The sequence below is a fragment of the Pseudomaricurvus alkylphenolicus genome, from assembly GCF_011683955.1.
Taxonomy (GTDB): domain Bacteria; phylum Pseudomonadota; class Gammaproteobacteria; order Pseudomonadales; family Cellvibrionaceae; genus Pseudomaricurvus; species Pseudomaricurvus alkylphenolicus.
The window spans coordinates 38143-56189 of sequence record NZ_JAAQPI010000026.1 but is presented as its reverse complement, the minus strand read 5'-3'; the positions used below and the strand labels follow the sequence as shown (position 1 = coordinate 56189).

Genomic DNA, 18047 nt, shown 5'->3' with positions numbered 1-18047 from the left:
CTAGAATCAACCAACGAACTACAAACCCGAAGCACATTTTCGAGAGCAAAGGAGCATCACCATGTCACTAGATTTTGATAGTGCCAGACTAAAAAATCCCTATTTAACCCCGGAACACGAGGAGTATCGCAGCCAGATACGCCGCTTTGTTGAACGCGAAATCATGCCCTTTGCCGCCGAGTGGGACGAGGCCGGACAAATCCCGGATGAAATCCGCATCAAGGCCGCTGAAATGGGCCTTCTGGGTATGGGTTACCCGGAAGAATACGGAGGTATCACCGAGGGCATCGATCTTTGGTACAACAATATTGTCGGCGAAGAGTTGTCGCGTACGGGGGTAGGTGGTTTCACAGCCGCCCTGTTGGGTTTCAGTATCGGCCTGCCACCGGTGTCCAACTTCGGCAGCGAGGCGCTTAAGCAAGAGATCATCCCGGCGGTGGTAAGCGGTCATAAAGTCATCTGCCTGGGTTTAACCGAGCCCGACGTGGGCTCGGACCTGGCCAACCTGAAAACGACCGCCAAGCGCGTAACAGAGGGAGGCAGGGAGTACTACCTTGTTAACGGCTCCAAAACCTTTATCACCGGCGGTATGCGTTCCAGCTGGATCACCACGGCGGTACGTACTGGTGGCGAGGGCGGCGCTGGGGTATCAGCGCTCTTGATTCCCATGGACCTTGAGGGTGTATCGCGCACTCAGCTTGCGCGCAAACAGGGTTGGTGGTGCTCAGATACCGCCACCATCTACTTCGACAACGTCAAGGTGCCGGTGGAGAACCTGCTTGGCGAAGAAAATCAGGGCTTCAAGGTCTTTTTGAATAACCTCAATGCCGAACGTATGAGCATGATCGTTCAAATGGAAGCCTACTCTCGTGTGTGCCTGGAAGAAGCGGTGAACTGGGCTCAGCAGCGCAAGACCTTTGGCAAGCGCCTGGCCGATCATCAGGTGATTAGGCACAAAATCGCGGAGATGAAACAGCGCATCAACGCCTGTCAGGCGATGATTATTCACAGTACCCGCGAAGTAATGGAAGGTACCGCAAAACCGGCTGATATCGGTTTATTAAAAGTTATGTGCAGCCAGACCATGGAGTTTTGTGCCCGTGAGGCCAGCCAGATACTGGGTGGTGCCTGTTACCTGCGCGATAACCGGGTAGAGCGCATCTACCGCGAAGTGCGAGTTCAGGCAATTGGCGGTGGCTCCGAGGAAATCATGCGCGATCTTGCGTCCCGTGAATACGGACTGTAAGAAGACAGGAATTTCCCGGCTCTAGCCCCGAACAGAAAAGGGGAGAGAAACAGAAAAGGGGACGGAGGGATTATATCTTAATCTCTCCGTCCCCTTTCGAAGGTTTCTTTGGCCGGTGGCACCGCTGAGCTCAACCTGGCCCTGTTCTACAGCGAGTACGACGATATGCAAGTCAGTGTCTTCGACGGTGTTATAGGCTTTAATGTCGGCAACGCCGGTCAATCTGTGAGTCAGGGCGTTGAGCTGGATGGTCGCTGGCGCGTATCAGAAGGTCTGACCCTATCGGGTTCAATGGCTTACCTGGATTTCGAGTTTAAACAATATGAAGGCGCTGCCTGTCCGGCCTCCAACCCCGCCTCTAGCTGTGACCTGAAAGGCGAAGAGAATACCTACACGCCTTCTCTGGCGGCCAGTGTCAGTGCTGATTATGTGATGCCTGTCGTTGACGGTATTGATCTGCGATCAACATTGGACCTCAATTACAGCGGTGAGCAGTTTGTCGAACCGACCATGGATCCTCTGGTGAAGCAGGGTGCGGCGACCAAGGTAAACCTGCGTATTGCACTGGAGGCCGAGCAGTGGACGCTTGCCCTGTTGGGTAAGAACCTCACCGATAAAGACACCTACAACTATATGCTTGAGACACCGCTGACTGGACTGCTGGGGGCTGGCGCTACGACCTACACCGGTTACCAGGACGCCCCGCGCACGGTTGCGCTGCAGGCTAATTATCGCTTCTAAATTTAGCTAAGTTTATTTAAGTTTATTTAAGAAAAACTTTTAACTTACAGAAAACCTGTTCCATTAATCTGGAGCAGGTTTTTCTTTATTGGCGCCCTGGGGCTAATTTGTAAGGCTTTCCTTTATCTGTGCAAATGCTGTCTCGTAACTCACTTGCGGAGCCCAGCCCAGCATCTTCTTGATTTTTGAGCTGTCGTAGCGATTAGAATGCCCTACCATACTCAGCCCTTCCAGGGTAATTGCCGCTTCAGGGTCAGGGGCTACTAATGACTCAAGGTCTTCGTGTTGTTGTGCTTCATGAAGGGCTGCATCAAGCGGTATATGTGGCAGTGGCGCCTTACCTTGCAAGGCTGCCAGGTTGTTAAAGTACTGCTTCCAGGTAATTCCAAATCCATCGGCAACGGTAAATATCTCTCCCAGCGCCTCCGGTTTTGATGCGGCCAAAATAAAGGCATCGGACAGATTGCTGGCGTGGACAAAACCTCCATCACCCTCACCATCACCTATAATAAACATCATATCGGCTGCAATAACCTCCGCCATCATATTGACCCAGCTACTGCCAACGCCGTAGACGTTAGCCGGCCGGATAACCACCAGCGGTAGCCCCTTGTTATCTCGGTATTCCAGAGCCAGTTTTTCCTGGGCCATTTTGGCTCGGCTGTAGGGGCCGTGATACTGCTGGCCTTGTTGTAGGCCATCGTGACAAACGCCTTGAGCAATCTGTTCGCCATAGACGGTAATAGAGGAGCAATGAATAACCTTTGTGCCTTCTTTCAGGGCTGCTTCAAACACATGGCGAGAACCCTCCACTGTTATCCGCCAGTGGCTGTCATAGTCGCCACCCGTGAGCGCAGCCGCCAAGTGAAAGACGGTGCCCACACCTTGCATAACGGCATTTACGGCCGAGGCGTCGCAAATATCACCCCGTACCACCTTGACGCGATCACCCCAATGTTCCGGGACCGGTTCGCTGGGTAGGGAAAAGCTAACGACCTCTAACTCCAACTCCAGCAGCTTGTCAATCAGGTGAGTGCCAATAAAACCGGTACCACCCGTGACCAGAACAGGGCCTTTTAGTTTGTTCATGCTACTTCTCCTGTGCTTTCTTTGTCTTGGCTTTTCTCGGTAATGTCCTCTTTGATCTCTTCTAAAGGGGGCATGCCGAGCGCTTTGCGAAAGGTCTTATGATGATGTTGCAGTGAATGCTCGTTGCGGCCAAAGATAAGGTCTTTTACCAAGCCTGAGCGGGCATTTTTTTGCTGCATCTTGCCCATCAGGTAGTCTTCGTCTTCGATGGTGCTTTTAAACGCCTCCAAAGCAGCCTCAACGGATGCAGCCGTCTCACCTGTAGCTACCGCATCCATATCGGCAGAATAAAGATTTGTATCGTCCATAACCGCCTGTCCTTCTTGTCTGGCAGCATTCAGCATTTCCAGGGCTTCAGGCGTCATATAAATACAATTATGCGTAACGGATTTATTGGGGTTACCCTCTACCGGATACATCTTTGACAATACCGTCATGCCGGTGCCTGGCGATATTTGCAATTGTATGTTGGGAAATAGGTAATAGAGGACGATGGCCGTGTCAGAGAGTTTCCACTCACTCCTTGGGGACTGCTGTGTTACGGGTAGAATGGTTTTGGCGGCAAATATAAACCGATGGTGTTGCCCAAATTCTTCAAAGTGGGAGTTGTTGCCATGGAACAGGTTGGCCAGTGTATTTTTGTGTAAAACACTGAAATGATAGCTTTCTCCAAAGGTGTCGTTTGCCAGCTTCCAGTTAAGATCACCTTCGATGGTATTCTCACCCACATACACCAGTCGACCACTTTCGGTATCTGCAAGCTCTTCCGACAAGGGGCCCAAAAATTCATTAAGATCCAGTACGCCATCGGGTTGCGGATGTACCCATAACATACCGTTTCTTTCTTCTGCCGGTAGTGGCGTCAGACTGTTGCATTTTTTATCAACCTTGCCAAAGTCCTTTTCGCGAGGTACAGCAACCAGGTCGCCCTGATTGCTAAAGTTCCAGGCATGAAAGGGGCAGGAAAAGCGACTCTGCTTGCCTGATTTTTCATCCGTCAGGCGTACCGCTCTATGGGGGCAGATGTTTAAAAAGGCGTGGAACTGTCCATCCTTGTCACGTGTTGCCAATACGGGCACACCAAAATGATCGGTGGTAAAGAAACTGTTTGGCTCTGGCAGCCGGCCTGAAAGACCAATGAGTTGTGGTGTGTTTCTAAAGAAAAGGTCCTGTTCTTGCTCGGCTATTTTTGGACAGGTATAGGCTTCTGTGCTCATGCGGGTCTGTACGCCTGCATCAGCGTTGTAGTCGTTTTCAATTTGGTCCAACAAAGTGTCGATGATTTCGAGTTCTTTTTCTCTTTTCATGAAATAAACCTCTAATGAATATTCTTAATAACGGATGTTTGACCGATTATGGAAAAATGTGGCTACGCCTGCTCCGCGATGTTCGGCATTTCTCCATTCTCTGTGAGATAGATGGAGCTTTTCGGTTCGGCAAATACCCGTCTTACCATGGGTTCGAAATGCGCCAGGGGCAAGCTGGGGTAGTCGGGGTTAAATGCAGCCTGATCGAATTTGCAGAATTCCACACAAGCATCGTAGTAGGGGTGATCGCTGAATTGATCCCGCATATTGCGATCAAGCCCGAGGTGGTGGAAGAAATAGTATCCCTGAAAAATAGCGTGATGTTGTACGATCCAGTGATTTTTTTCGCTAACCACCGGTTTCAGTATGGCGGCGGCAATGTCGGCATGGTTGAAACTACCCAGGAGATCACCGATGTCGTGTAATAGGGCGCAGACTATGTATTCTTCGTCCTTGCCTGCTTTTTCACACATGGTTGCCATTTGCAAACAGTGCTCAAAGCGTGAAACCGGAAAACCATCGACAGAACCGTCGAGCTGTTTGAGGTGAGCAAGAATCCTATCTGGTAATAATGAAGCAAAGTGGATGCCTTCTCTGGCAATAATTTCAAAATCTTCCTTGGTGGCTTGATCCATTCGCGTAAAGCTGGCTTGTGATTTCTTTTCAGAGGTTTCCATGGCGTTCTTCCAATTAAATCGAATTAGTGATGGTTTAATCTGGCGGTTTTTTCGTATTTTCTTCGTGTGCTCTTAGTGTTATAAAGAGCCACTGTGAAGAGACACTGTGTTTATCCGTGCGTTTCTTATTATGTGATAGGTGAACAACGATGCTAAGGGTATCGAATGCCAACAGCGTGTCATGCTGAGCCAATTTATCGGTAATGAAGATCTCCCCATGATTACGATGCTTCCCACACGATCGCTGTTGTGGAATCTTTTACGCTTGCCTCCACGAGGGACAACATTTTTTCCTCAATTTCATCACGTTTCATTTTTAATGTGTGTGTCAGTAACCCGTTGTCTGGTGTCCAGGGTTCTTGACAGATAATGATATGGCTAATGCGCTCGTGTGCTTCAAGTTTTGCATTGACACTGTCCAGCGCCGCCCAGAGCTGCGCGTCCACATAGTCCCGCTCCAGGGTTGCAGCATCTTCCGTGAGCACAACAAGCAAGACGGTTTGTGGCATGCCGCGGCCAACCAGGCATAACTGCTCGAGAAGGTTAAGCGAGCCAAACTTGTCTTCGATAGGCGCTGGGGCAACGTACTTGCCTTTGGCGGTTTTGAAGATCTCTTTGACGCGGCCGGTAATAAATACAAAGCCGTCTTCATCAACACGCACTTTATCACCTGTGTGCAGCCAGCCGTCGACAATGGTTTCAGCGGTTTTTTCGGGATCTTTGTAATACCCCAGCATGGTGCCCTGGCCTCGCAATAGCAGCTCGCCATTGTCGGCCACTTTGCATTGCGCGACTTGGGCCAATTCCTCCACAAGCTGTAATCTACCAATGCTGCCGACTTTAACCGCTCCGGGGCGATTGCTCAGTCCTGACAGGTGTTCGGTCTGGCCATAACCTTCATACAGTGGCAATCCCAGGGTTGTCCATGCCTCAAGATCGGCTTTGGCGATCGGTGCCGAACCGGAAAAAGCGGTGGTCACCCGTTCCAGCCCCAAGGCGGTTAACGCTTGCTTACCGACGGTATGGGCAAGCTTGGGGTCTTGCAAAACCTGTTGCCAAGTCTCATCCCCTATGCTCGCGATAATACCCTGTTTTAACTTGTGCCAGATTCGGGGTACGGCAAAGAAGAAGGTGGGCCTTGCGTGCAGCAGGTCTTGGGCGAAAGAATCAAGATCCTTGTTAAAATAAATCCTTGCGCCGACGTACAAAGCGTGCATCTCGATCGCGGCGCGCTCGGCTATATGGGCGAGCGGCAGGAATGAGAAAAATACGGCATTGTCATCTTGATGGGTAAGCTGGGTGAATGTGGCGGCGAATCTGGGCATGGTCGAAAAAGAATGCATAACCCCCTTAGGCATGCCGGTGGTGCCGGAGGTGTAGGATATGGTCCAAAGATCGTCATCGGGACGCAGTGGTGATCCATCAATCGGGGCCACCTTCTCCAGCAATGAACCCCATGGGGTAATCGGCGTATTTTCTTCCGATGTCCCTTCATCGCCAAGAGAAATAAGTGTTACCGTGTCGCCAACCGTCGCGGCCAGGTTGTTGATGCTCGATGCGCCGCCTGCGTCGGTAAACAGTATCTTCATGTCGCTGTGATTGACGATGTATTGCAGTTTGTCTGCAGGCATGGAGGGATACACCGGTACGCTGACGCCCCCGGCCATCATGATGGCAAGGTCGGTGATCACCCAATAGGCAGAGTTTGCCCCCGAAAGGCCAACCGTGTCACCGTTTTTTAATCCCCTGTCCTGCAGCGCGCGGGCAATTATTCGGGCTTGCTGACCAACGTCGGCCCAGGTGTAATCACGCCACTGATCCCCTTGTAATGGCTGACTGAGAAAAATCTCATTGGGGCGCAGGCGCTCCCATTGGTAAAAGGCTTGCAGTGGTGTAATAAATGTTTGATCTGACATGGTATGGTCCGTGTTTGGTGATAATTGCTAAGACGCTGTTTATTAACCGAGATGGCTCAGTCTTTGGGTGGCAATCATCTATCTTAAACGCCAGCGCTTAGTTAAACGTTGATAGAGGACGGCATCCAAGGCTATTTCCGTAGAGTGACTATGCGGCTATTGCCTCAGGTTGATCGGCCTTGGCTTCGAGGATTTTTTTGATGTTGTCGAGTGCTGCCTGGTTGTTCTTCTTCATCTTACCCTTCATCAGCCAAAACAGTGGCCGGTAGATGCCTGCACCTTGATAACCAAGATCCCAAACCAGCTCACACCGGGCATTGCCTTTATCGACAACTCGATAGTCTTCCAGTAAGGCACTAAATAGCTTCTTGCTCATTTGTGCATAGTAAAACACCATTCGTTTGTTTTGTTCCCAGACAATAAACTCCTCGACACCCTTGATCAGTGGTTGCGCGGGCAGCACCAGGCTGACGGTACGGGTTGTTCCTTTGCCAAAGGGTTTGGGGGAGGTCCAGACAAACTCTCTAATTGAGTCGTAGGCTTGAACCCAGATTTCGGCCTGTTCGAGAGCGCTGAAAACCTCTTGGGCAGAGCGATTTATCTCCACCGATACATGAACACAATTGGCACCTTTATTCAGATAATCCAGGTCAACCTTTTTCAGTTTATGCATGTTTATTACTCTTTTATTAACAGAGTGCTCGCATCTATTTCAGGCACTATAAGCGAGCGGTAACCCTGGCTCATGCCAGCGACATTTAATCAGTTTGCCTGTGCCGGAAAGAGTCAAGTAAGCATCGCGCATATCCTCACCACCGAAACAGATATTGGTTGTCAGTGGGTCGGGTGTTTCATAGTGTTTATAGCTTCCGTCGGGGGCAATTTGCGTAATACCGCCGTGGACAAGGCTGGCAACACAGATTGCTCCTGAGGCTGTTACGGCTAAGCTGTCAAAGAGGGCTTCTCCAGGCAGGCGAGCTACCAGGCGAGCAGCAACGGGCGGAAAATCCAGAAGCTTCGGTTCTCCTGGGGCCTTTAGATCATAGGCAAACAGGCTGGCGGTGAGTGTGTCGGCAAAGTAAACGCTATTGCCGTCAGGCGAGAGGCCAATTCCATTCGGCGACAGTCTTTCGTTTTCCATAGCTACAATGCTTGAACCATCTGCTTTGGCGTAATAGACATTACCCAGGGCTCTTGTTCGAGTCTCCGCGAAGGTCTTGCCGAAATCAGTAAAATAAAACCCGCCCTGATTGTCGAACACTATGTCGTTAGGCCCTACCAGTTTATGGCCGTCACAATGATCGTACAGAACTTCAACTTCTCCGGTTGTTAAATTTACTTTTTCGATACGACTGGTTTCATTGTCTTTAGGTGCAGGTCCTGACAGCAAAAGTCCGAATTGTTCGGTGAATTGCGCCCCTCCGTTATTACAGACGTAAACATGTCCGTCAGGACCAATGGCTGCCCCATTGGGGCCACCACCCAGCTCTGCAATAACTTCAATGCTGCCGTCTGGCATAACCCGTGAAAGGGTTTTACGTTCAATTTCCACCAGCACTATCGAACCGTCCTGCATAATTATAGGGCCTTCAGGAAAGCGTAATCCCTCGGCAATAACGTCATATTTAAGTTGCATAGTTGCATCCTTTGGTCGCGTTACAGGATGGCTTTGTGCACAGTGATAAGTAGTAGGCCAAATGCTGCGCTAAATAATCGACAAAATTTAGGGCATCATGTGCCAATAGGGTGTCATAAGAAGACACTTTGATGTAGGCTGGACTTTCTTGCAGCACCTTAAATAACTGAATTGCCTGGGGCGATATAGCCCCATGTTATAAGCACAATCTAAACTGTAGCGGTAATCATCATGCTCAGCGCGAATCCGTCACATATTCGGTCGATCATTCGAGAGATGTCTCGACAAGGGTTTTCATTAGCTAATCTGTTCGATAATACAAGCTTGACTCTAGAGAAACTCAACACTCAGCAACATATTCCCGCTTCTGAGGTTGAATTTTTGACTAAAAACGTAGTTGATATCACGGGCGACCCGGCATGGCCTCTAATGCACACGAACCGCTTTAATGCGTGTGTTCCGGGTTTTCTGGGCGCGGCCGCCTATAGCGCGCCGACTCTGCGTGCCGGTCTGCGGCTTCTGGAGTCCTATTCTCGTATTGTCACTACCATGCTAACCCACTCTGTGCGCTCTCAAATCAATGGACTGACTTACAGTTGTCAGCTTGAACTGTCTGATGAATCTCTGTTGCCCATTTTTATCGAAGCGTCGTTTCTGGCGCTAAAAAATTACATAGAGTTTTTTTACGGTCAGCCGCTTAAGGGCGCTGAATTTCGTTTTGCCTATGCGCCGCCTAGTTATGCAGATCGCTATCATGAGAGCTTTCAGAATACCGTGGTATTTAATGCCGCTCAGAATGAAGTGGTTCTTCGTGATTTGGATTTCGATACTCCGCACCCATTTTATGACAAAAAGCTCTGGGAGTCGGGGCAGGTACAACTGGAAAAAGCGTTGCAAGCGCTGCAAAAGGAGAGTAATGACACTTACACTCTGCATGTGCTGTCTTATTTACGCTCAATGGAGCCACCGTTTCCTGAGATAAGCTGGATCGCGGAACAAATGCATATATCCAAGCGCACGTTAAGTCGACGTTTGAGTTTGGAAGGCACCTGCTTTAAAGAGATCAGGGCCAATGAATTACACAGTTGGTCACTGCGTTATCTTGAAAATACAAATCTTGCCGTGGAGAAGATATCTGTCTTATTGGGTTATCAGGATGCTGCCAATTTCCGTCGCGCTTTTAGAAATACTGAGCATTGTACGCCGGCCGAGTACCGCCAGAGAATAAGAGCGTCACAATAAAAAAGTGGTTCCTCTGAGGAATTCTTGGGTAGGGTTTAACCGTAACGATGGTTATCTTATTGATATACGGGCAATTTGCGTTGAAGATCGAGCTTTTTTATTTGAGCAGTATTTGCAACAAGTATTAGGGAAGACCGGATAAGCAGCAAAGTGCCATAACCGGAAATAGCGCCGGGACTGATCTTTGAGTATTGAAGTCCGTACGGAGAAAATCCTTCGCGCTTAAAGCGCGCTCCTACAGGTGCTTGGAGAATCCTGTAGGAGCCGGCTCTGACGGCGAATGCGCTCGAAGAGCGCACATATCTATTTCCGGAAACAGCACTTCGCTGCCATAAAACAACCCACAAATTATTCTGAAGACCCAAAAAAGTAAAGAAAAATCACCTGGATATTAGACCACAACATCATTAGAAGATTAACTCATGGTGGTCTACTTTGCCGTTTTATTCATTTGTCGAAAAACGTTTTGCAGCCTTTGTGTCATGCTTGGCGGTGAGTAGAAAATTAACTGTGTGGCCTTCTTTGTCGACGGCACGATAAAGGTGTTTCCTTTGACCTTGATGTAGGTCCCGTCCATTCGCAACCGCTCACCTGTTTAAAGTGGCGTCTTGTAAACTTCATCCTCGCTCGTTCGATATCTGATCAGTCTCAGGCAGTAGAGTAGCATATTCTGTCTGAACGCACCGGATTTGCAACAGAACCTCCATCGATAAGTTAAAAGATGGCACGGTATTACCCCGGGGGGTTACAGAAAATCTCACAATAACCAGTAATACCTACACCAATTATTCAGGTTGAATAATTGCAGGTTTACTTTTTATAAATAATACCGGATTTGATTCGCCACGCACCGGCGGGATCAACGGTCGAGAGGGTATCGACAAGGTAGAAGGCGCATTTATTAGTAGGTCATTCGATGTCAACACGGTGTCATCACGAGCCAATACTGCCCCACTGTATTGTGGCTGTACATGTGGACGTGATAATTTTCTAGAACATCAGGTTTATAAGGCGATTACGCCGGTGTGGATAATTATAATTGGTATTGCTCGGAGAGCTCAATAATGAACAGAAGCTGTAAAAAGAACTATAAGTTGTCTTTGGCGATTGCGGCCATTACATCCAGTGTCAGTTTTACGGCTGTGGCTGATGATACGAACTTCGTACTGGAAGAGGTTATTGTAACCGCGCAAAAGCGAGCGCAATCACTGCAGGATGTACCTATGTCCGTGTCGGCGGTAACCGGCGAAAAAATGACGGAGGCGGGTGTTGCCGATCTTGGTGATATGTCCGCCTATGTTCCCAACTTTCAGATGGCTGATCTTGGCTTCGGTCAACTCCTGGTAGTGCGCGGTATTGGCTCCGGTGCGAACGCCGGTTTTGAGCAGTCAGTGGTTCAGTATATGGACGACATTGCCCTGGGCCGTAGCGCCTTGTCGGTCATGCCGTTTATGGACCTGGAGCGGGTTGAAGTGCTGCGCGGCCCCCAGAACGTGCTGTTTGGCAAGAACAGTATCGCCGGAGCCCTGTCTTCAACCACGGCTAAACCTACCGAAGAATTTGAAGCGAGCCTGGGTGTCGAATACCAACCAAAGGACAACGCCCAAACCCTGAATGCTATGGTTTCTGGCGCCCTGACCGATGGCCTTCGCGCGCGCCTGGTGGTGCGGGATAAGGAAAGTGACGGCTTCTACAAAAACAACCTGACCGGCCAAGACGAGGGCGGTAGCGAGGAGCAGGCCATTCGTCTGACCCTGGGTTTCGATATCAATAGCAACATCGATGCCACCTTGAAGCTGGAAAACAGCACCGTAGACTTTTTTAACGGCATCGGTAATGAGGTGATCGCGGGTTATACCGGCCCGCTCGGTACCTACCCACAGACGATTGATACTCTGGCGGCGACCGGCGCTCTACTGGGCGCTGCAAAAGCGGGTGGTGCTATTAATGCGGGTAATTATCCTGTCACGAGTGATCTCTATCAGGCGTCTTGGGATGGCAGCCTGCCTTCCGGCGGCTTTGAAGACGGTACGGCTGACCGTCGTCGTAACACCAACCTCGAAGAGCACCACGAATACGACGTTGACAATGCTACCTTTACCCTAAACTGGGATCTGGGTGGTGTCACCATGACCTCGGTGACCGGCTATGCGGCCTATGATACGGATGTTCTGTTTGACACTGATACAAACGGTATTGATACGTTTTCGAGCGCCAGGACCGCAGAAGAGTACGACCAGTTCTCTCAGGAGATACGCTTTGTCTCTCCCGGCGGTGAAACCCTAGACTGGATTGCGGGAGTCTACTACCAGCAGTGGGATCTTGAATATAGTGCGAGCGCCGCTTGGGGGCTGGACACGGACATAGGTGTGCTGGGGGCTTCCCTGGACGCGCTTAGTTGTTTAACAGACCCCACCGATGCCGCCGGTTCGCTGGCAGAAATAGCCGCGGGTGCTCTCGGTTGTACCGGTGCGGCCTTGGGTGGGGCACCCTTTGGTTTTGAGGGTCTGGGAGCGCTAGCCGGCTATAGCACAGAGCGTCGCTATAAAGGTGAAAGCGAAACCTATGCCATCTTTGCGCAGGCAACCTGGAATGTCAGCGAAGCGCTGCGCGTGACCCTGGGTGGCCGCTACACCGAAGAAGAAAAAAGCGCTCAGAAGGTGCTGGATCTGATCAACAGCGCAACCGGCACCATTGACCCCACTGATGGCGATGACTTCCTGGCATTGACGGCGGGCCAAATCGCCCTGAATGGGGATTTGAATAGCCTGACGGGACATGATTTGGACAAAACGCGTACCGAGCGTTCCTTTACGCCAACATTGATGGTGGAGTGGGACTACTCGGGCGATACCCTGTTCTATGCGACGCTCGGCCAAGGTTTTAAAGCCGGTGGTTTCGACGCTCTCACCAATAGCGGCTCTGCCGATATTTTCGAGTATGAAGACGAGACTGTTTTGAGTGGCGAGCTGGGTGCCAAGCTGTCTTTGGCCGGTGGCGCCGCTCACCTCAACCTGGCCCTGTTCTACAGCGAGTACGACGATATGCAAGTCAGTGTCTTCGACGGTGTTGTAGGCGTTAATGTCGGCAACGCCGGTCAATCTGTGAGTCAGGGCGTTGAGCTGGATGGTCGCTGGCGCGTATCAGAAGGTCTGACCCTATCGGGTTCAATGGCTTACCTGGATTTCGAGTTTAAAGAATACGAAGGCGCTACCTGTCCGGCCTCCAACCCCGCCTCTAGCTGTGATCTGAAAGGGGAAGAGAATATCTACACGCCTTCTCTGGCGGCCAGTGTCAGTGCTGATTATGTGATGCCTGTCGTTGACGGTATTGATCTGCGATCAACACTGGATCTCAATTACAGCGGTGAGCAGTTTGTCGAAGCGACCATGGACCCGCTGGTGAAGCAGGGTGCGGCGACCAAGGTAAACCTGCGTATTGCACTGGAGGCCGAGCAGTGGACGCTTGCCCTGTTGGGTAAGAACCTCACCGATAAAGACACCTACAACTATATAGCTGAGACCCCGCTGACTGGACTGCTTGGGCTTGGCGCTACGAGCTACACCGGTTTTCAGGACGCCCCGCGCACGGTTGCGCTGCAGGCTAATTATCGCTTCTAAAATTAGCTAAGTTTATCTAAGTTTATTTAAGAAAAATTTTTAACTTACAGAAAACCTGCTTCATTCATCTGGAGCAGGTTTTCTTGTATTTGGTATTCGATGAAAAGAACAGTATCGGGTTTAAAAATTGAATTGGTAGCTTGCGGGAATTATTATTTTATTGACGTTAAAGCGACTAGGGCGCTTCCCATACTATAGTTTTTGAGGAATCTTCTGTACATGCCTTTATGAGCGCAAGCATTTTTTCCTCAATTTCATCACGTTTCATTTTTAATGTGTGTGTCAGTAACCCGTTGTCTGGTGTCCAGGGTTCTTGACAGATAATGATATGGCTAATGCGCTCGTGTGCTTCAAGGCTTGCATTGACACTGTCCAGCGCCGCCCAGAGCTGCGCGTCCACATCGTCCCGCTCCAGGGTTGCAGCATCTTCCGTGAGCACAACAAGCAAGACGGTTTGTGGCATGCCGCGGCCAACCAGGCATAACTGCTCGAGAAGGTTAAGCGATCCAAACTGGTCTTCGATAGGCGCTGGGGCAACGTACTTGCCTTTGGCGGTTTTGAAGATCTCTTTGACGCGACCGGTAATAAATACAAAGCCGTCTTCATCAACACGCACTTTATCACCGGTGTGCAGCCAGCCGTCGACAATGGTTTCTGCGGTTTTTTCGGGATCTTTGTAATACCCCAGCATGGTGGCCTGGCCTCGCAATAGCAGCTCGCCATTGTCGGCCACTTTGCATTGCGCGACTTGGGCCAATTCCTCCACAAGCTGTAATTTACCAATGCTGCCGACTTTAACCGCTCCGGGGCGATTGCTCAGTCCTGACAGGTGTTCGGTCTGGCCATAACCTTCATACAGTGGCAATCCCAGGGTTGTCCATGCCTCAAGATCGGCTTTGGCGATTGGCGCCGAACCGGAAAAAGCGGTGGTCACCCGTTCCAGCCCCAAGGCGGTTAACGCTTGCTTACCGACGGTATGGGCAAGCTTGGGGTCCTGCAAAACCTGTTGCCAAGTCTCATCCCCTATGCTCGCGATAATACCCTGTTTTAGCTTGTGCCAGATTCGGGGTACGGCAAAGAAGAAGGTGGGCCTTGCGTGCAGCAGATCTTGGGCGAAGGTGTCAAGATTCTTGTTAAAATAAATCCTTGCGCCGACGTATAAAGCGTGGATCTCGATCGCGGCGCGCTCGCCTATATGGGCGAGCGGCAGGAATGAGAAAAATACGGCATTGTTATCTTGAGGGGTAAGCTGGGGGAATGTGGCGGCGAATCTGGGCATGGTCGAAAAAGAATGCATAACCCCCTTAGGCATGCCGGTGGTGCCGGAGGTGTAGGATATGGTCCAAAGATCGTCATCGGCACGCAGTGGTGATCCATCAATCGGGGCCACCTTCTCCAGCAATGAACCCCATGGGGTGATCGGCGTGTTTTCTCCCCTTGTCCCTTCATCGCCAAGAGAAATAAGTGTTACCGTGTCGCCAACCGTCGCGGCCAGGTTGTTGATGCTCGATGCGCCGTCTGCGTCGGTAAACAGTATCTTCATGTCGCTGTGATTGACGATGTATTGCAGTTTGTCTGCAGGCATGGAGGGATACACCGGTACGCTGACGCCCCCGGCCATCATGATGGCAAGGTCGGTGATCACCCAATAGGCAGAGTTTGCCCCCGAAAGGCCAACCGTGTCACCGTGCTTTAATCCCCTGTCCTGCAGCGCGCGGGCAATTATTCGTGCTTGCTGACCAACGTCTGCCCAGGTGTAATCACGCCACTGATCTCCTTGTAATGGTTGACTGAGAAAGATCTCATTGGGGCGCAGGCGCTCCCATTGGTAAAAGGCTTGCAGTGGTGTGATAAATGATTGATCTGACATGGTAAATTTTTGACCTTTTAGGGAGCTACTGGGTGTTTAAGCGTGATGAGTCAGGTTTTCGCCAACAACAATCATCCCTTCGCAGGATTTACCCTCGGCGGCACAGGCTTGGCGATAGAGTTTTAAGGCGGTGGCGGCGTCGAGAATAGACGTCACATTACCGTCTTCATCCAGGTCGACGTTGGCGCCGTAGATGGCAAACCAGACCTCGGTATCTTCGGTAGTATCCGGGTCAACGGTGAGTGTGTGTATCGACATGGCCGGTTCAAACAGGTAAGAGCCTTCGGAGTTGACTTGTTCCGGTGTCTCTGTGTACCACCATTTTCCTTTTTGGGTGACGGCGTAAACGATGCCGGTGTGATAATGGGTTGGTAGGGTGGTGCCCGGCGAAAATCTTGAACGGTTTATCCAGAGTCCCTGGGCAAGGTCTACGTGAAGCAGCTGAATGCTTACACCGTGGCCAGTGTCGACCCAGGGAAGGTCATCTTGGCCGACATGAAGGGTGTCTGATACGCCAGTCTTGGGGATGCCCATAAGCGCTTCTTCCATAATGTTGTTGTTAGTGATTTCTATGGCTTCATTTTTTGCATTCATCGTCATGGTCCTGTTTTGGGTTGCTTGTTATGTTTTCGGAAAACACTGTCTATCCGGAAAACACTGTCTATCAAGAATACTTGGCCTGCAGCTCGGCGAAACGCTCAGGCAGTTGTAATTTGTGGGGTTTATAGCCGGGCAGATACGTCTTCAGTACGACGAAGGGTGCTTTGGTCAGCATTTTTAGTCCCCGGTTTCTGACTTGACGCTGGAACTCGGCTGTGCGGTATTCCGGCGCCATATCGGCTTCATCCATCAGAAATAATTTTCCCATGCGCCATCCATAAGATAGCAAATGCCATTGCGCAAACAGGGCAACACGGTTTTTGAACAGGTAACCACCACCGACAGCGTGTTTGTAGGCATCAAAAGCCACTGTGCGATGCTCCAGTTCTTCCATGAAATGCCATTCTGTTACCTTTGCTAATGGATGAGTCACATCATCCAACATACCCATTTCAAAGGTCATTAACGTAACAGCCGAGGTGAAAGCTTCAAAGCCTTCTGAATAGGCGAGATTCCACTTAAGCGAGCGATTTTTGCTCCAGCCTCTGTAGTCCGCTTCCATCTCTGCTTCCAAGGTCGCCAGTGCTTCGGGGTCTTTGCAGTATTGACGCAGTATGTCGTTGACTTGCGCATGCTGTTTGAAATGATTCGCTTCCTGGCCACAAAACAGTTTCATTTCCTCTTGCACTTTTTTGTCTTCAACCAGAGGGATGGCTTTGCGCATGGTGCGAATCAGGTAGGGTTCAAGGTAGGGCAACAATAGACTTGCACCTATAAGAAATGCCGATGAAATGCGATCACCTGGGATTACCATCAGGTCCATATCGTCTGGAAAGTCGAAAGTCATCTTCCGCACGGTTATTGAATTCATGAATTACTCACTCTGTTATTTGATGATTTTTACAGTGGATAAATAGTGCGCGAAATAATCGACAAAATTTAGGGCATTTTGCGCCAACAGGGTGTCATCGGATTACAGGCTCTTTCATTCGGGGTTGTTTCGATTTGTATAGTGGGGAAAAATCATCGCTAGGTTCAGGGTATCTTGCGCCAACAGGGTGTCATTACACGTCATCCTATTGTTAATGCTGGATGCCCTGCTATAGCATGAATGTTCATACAGAACCTGACACCTAGAGCAATATAAATAGGAATCAACATGCCTCAGCAACGCGTACAACAGCTTAAGTTATTGAATTCCCCGCTGGAGTTTACGGCTGACACCAAAGGCGCTGGCCCTGCGGTGATAATGCTGCATGGTTTTCCCGATGTACGTGAGACTTATTCTCATCAGCTAGAGGCGTTAAGTGCGGCCGGCTATCGCGTGATTGTTCCATCAATTCGGGGTTACGAAACGACTAGCCTGCCTGAAGATGGCGAGTTTGGGATAACACAGATGGCCGAAGATGTTCTGGCCTGGATGGCGCAGTTAGGGCTCGATAAAGTACATCTTGTGGGTCATGATTGGGGTTCATTTATCGCACAGGCCTGTGTCGCTATAGCCCCGGAAAAATTTCAATCGCTGACGATGATGTCGGTACCTTTCGTGCCACGTTATGTGCAGCTTATGCCCAAGTCTCCCCGCCAATTACGCAACACCTGGTACACCTTCTTTTTCCTGCTGCCCTGGCTGCCCGAGTGGCTGATTAAACGCAAGCAGGGGCAATTTCTCGACTGGTTATGGCGCAGCTGGTCCCCAAGCTGGTCATGGCCAGCGGCCAGTTTGCAACGGGTTAAGGATGCCCTTAACCAGCCGGGTGTTTTGCAAGGCGCATTGGCCTACTACCGTCAAAACAGCCTTATCCAGAATAAGGCCAGTAAGGCGCTTATGGAACGCCTTGCTCATGGGCTAGCAGTGCCCACCTTGGCTATAATTGGTCAAGAAGATGGCTGTATTGACTCTGGCGTATTTTGTGACAGCATGGTGGAAGATGACTTCCCACGGGGGTTGGAACTCTGTGTTCTTAAGGGTGTTGGCCATTTCCCTCAACAGGAAGCACCCGATGCGGTTAATGAAAAGCTACTGCAATGGTTTGGATCCCATCAAACTGAATCGCCTGAGACGATAAAGCCCATGGCTATAAACCCAATCTAAACGCTTGA

14 protein-coding genes and 1 pseudogene are annotated in these 18047 nt (G+C 50.3%); 5 read left to right on the top strand and 10 right to left on the bottom strand.

Annotated elements, in window-relative coordinates; all coding sequences use genetic code 11:
- Positions 1-61 precede the first annotated feature (61 nt).
- Together HBA55_RS34205 and HBA55_RS34200 are read left to right on the top strand one after the other, a co-directional pair.
- Positions 62-1246 (top strand): acyl-CoA dehydrogenase family protein, encoded by a 1185-nt coding sequence (locus HBA55_RS34205; RefSeq protein WP_167000237.1) that lies wholly within the window; start codon positions 62-64, stop codon positions 1244-1246.
- Between the two features lie 108 nt (positions 1247-1354).
- Positions 1355-1987: a TonB-dependent receptor domain-containing protein gene (locus tag HBA55_RS34200; protein ID WP_167000236.1), complete on the top strand. Its 633-nt coding sequence runs from the start codon at positions 1355-1357 to the stop codon at positions 1985-1987.
- A gap of 102 nt (positions 1988-2089) precedes the next feature.
- Here the strand turns inward: HBA55_RS34200 and HBA55_RS34195 are convergent, their stop codons facing one another.
- The 6 genes from HBA55_RS34195 to HBA55_RS34170 all read right to left on the bottom strand — a co-directional run bounded on the left by HBA55_RS34195 (position 2090) and on the right by HBA55_RS34170 (position 8612).
- The gene (locus tag HBA55_RS34195; RefSeq protein ID WP_167000235.1) at positions 2090-3076 is read right to left on the bottom strand and encodes an NAD-dependent epimerase/dehydratase family protein; all 987 of its coding nucleotides are present in this window, start codon (positions 3074-3076) and stop codon (positions 2090-2092) included.
- Complete coding sequence (locus HBA55_RS34190) at positions 3073-4383, bottom strand: aromatic ring-hydroxylating oxygenase subunit alpha (RefSeq protein WP_167000234.1); 1311 nt, start codon at positions 4381-4383, stop codon at positions 3073-3075. The genes HBA55_RS34195 and HBA55_RS34190 overlap by 4 nt, the downstream gene beginning before the upstream one ends.
- 62 nt (positions 4384-4445) lie before the next feature.
- On the bottom strand, positions 4446-5060 hold the full coding sequence (locus tag HBA55_RS34185) for an HD domain-containing protein (protein ID WP_167000233.1): 615 nt from the start codon (positions 5058-5060) through the stop codon (positions 4446-4448).
- Between the two features lie 221 nt (positions 5061-5281).
- The gene (locus tag HBA55_RS34180) at positions 5282-6976 is read right to left on the bottom strand and encodes an AMP-binding protein (RefSeq protein WP_167000232.1); all 1695 of its coding nucleotides are present in this window, start codon (positions 6974-6976) and stop codon (positions 5282-5284) included.
- A gap of 148 nt (positions 6977-7124) precedes the next feature.
- Positions 7125-7649, bottom strand: a complete 525-nt coding sequence (locus HBA55_RS34175) for an SRPBCC family protein (RefSeq protein WP_167000231.1) — start codon at positions 7647-7649, stop codon at positions 7125-7127.
- A gap of 39 nt (positions 7650-7688) precedes the next feature.
- Positions 7689-8612: an SMP-30/gluconolactonase/LRE family protein gene (locus tag HBA55_RS34170; RefSeq protein ID WP_167000230.1), complete on the bottom strand. Its 924-nt coding sequence runs from the start codon at positions 8610-8612 to the stop codon at positions 7689-7691.
- A gap of 231 nt (positions 8613-8843) precedes the next feature.
- Here HBA55_RS34170 and HBA55_RS34165 point away from each other — a divergent pair, with 231 nt between their 5' ends.
- Complete coding sequence (locus HBA55_RS34165; protein WP_167000229.1) at positions 8844-9854, top strand: AraC family transcriptional regulator; 1011 nt, start codon at positions 8844-8846, stop codon at positions 9852-9854.
- Between the two features lie 452 nt (positions 9855-10306).
- Here HBA55_RS34165 and HBA55_RS34160 read toward each other — a convergent pair.
- Positions 10307-10434 (bottom strand): annotated as a pseudogene (locus HBA55_RS34160) (DDE-type integrase/transposase/recombinase); the annotation flags it as partial.
- 484 nt (positions 10435-10918) lie between these two features.
- Here HBA55_RS34160 and HBA55_RS34155 point away from each other — a divergent pair.
- Positions 10919-13474 (top strand): TonB-dependent receptor, encoded by a 2556-nt coding sequence (locus HBA55_RS34155; protein WP_167000228.1) that lies wholly within the window; start codon positions 10919-10921, stop codon positions 13472-13474.
- Positions 13475-13649: 175 nt separating this feature from the next.
- Here the strand turns inward: HBA55_RS34155 and HBA55_RS34150 are convergent, their stop codons facing one another.
- From HBA55_RS34150 to HBA55_RS34140, 3 genes are all read right to left on the bottom strand, one after another.
- Positions 13650-15344, bottom strand: coding sequence for an AMP-dependent synthetase/ligase (locus tag HBA55_RS34150; RefSeq protein WP_167000227.1), 1695 nt, complete (start codon positions 15342-15344; stop codon positions 13650-13652).
- 36 nt (positions 15345-15380) lie between these two features.
- Complete coding sequence (locus HBA55_RS34145; protein WP_167000226.1) at positions 15381-15938, bottom strand: 2,4'-dihydroxyacetophenone dioxygenase family protein; 558 nt, start codon at positions 15936-15938, stop codon at positions 15381-15383.
- A 70-nt stretch (positions 15939-16008) separates the two neighbouring features.
- Positions 16009-16815 (bottom strand): metal-dependent hydrolase, encoded by an 807-nt coding sequence (locus HBA55_RS34140; RefSeq protein WP_167000225.1) that lies wholly within the window; start codon positions 16813-16815, stop codon positions 16009-16011.
- A 288-nt stretch (positions 16816-17103) separates the two neighbouring features.
- Between HBA55_RS34140 and HBA55_RS34135 the strand changes: the two genes are divergently transcribed.
- The gene (locus HBA55_RS34135; protein WP_167000224.1) at positions 17104-18039 is read left to right on the top strand and encodes an alpha/beta fold hydrolase; all 936 of its coding nucleotides are present in this window, start codon (positions 17104-17106) and stop codon (positions 18037-18039) included.
- Positions 18040-18047: the final 8 nt, after the last annotated feature.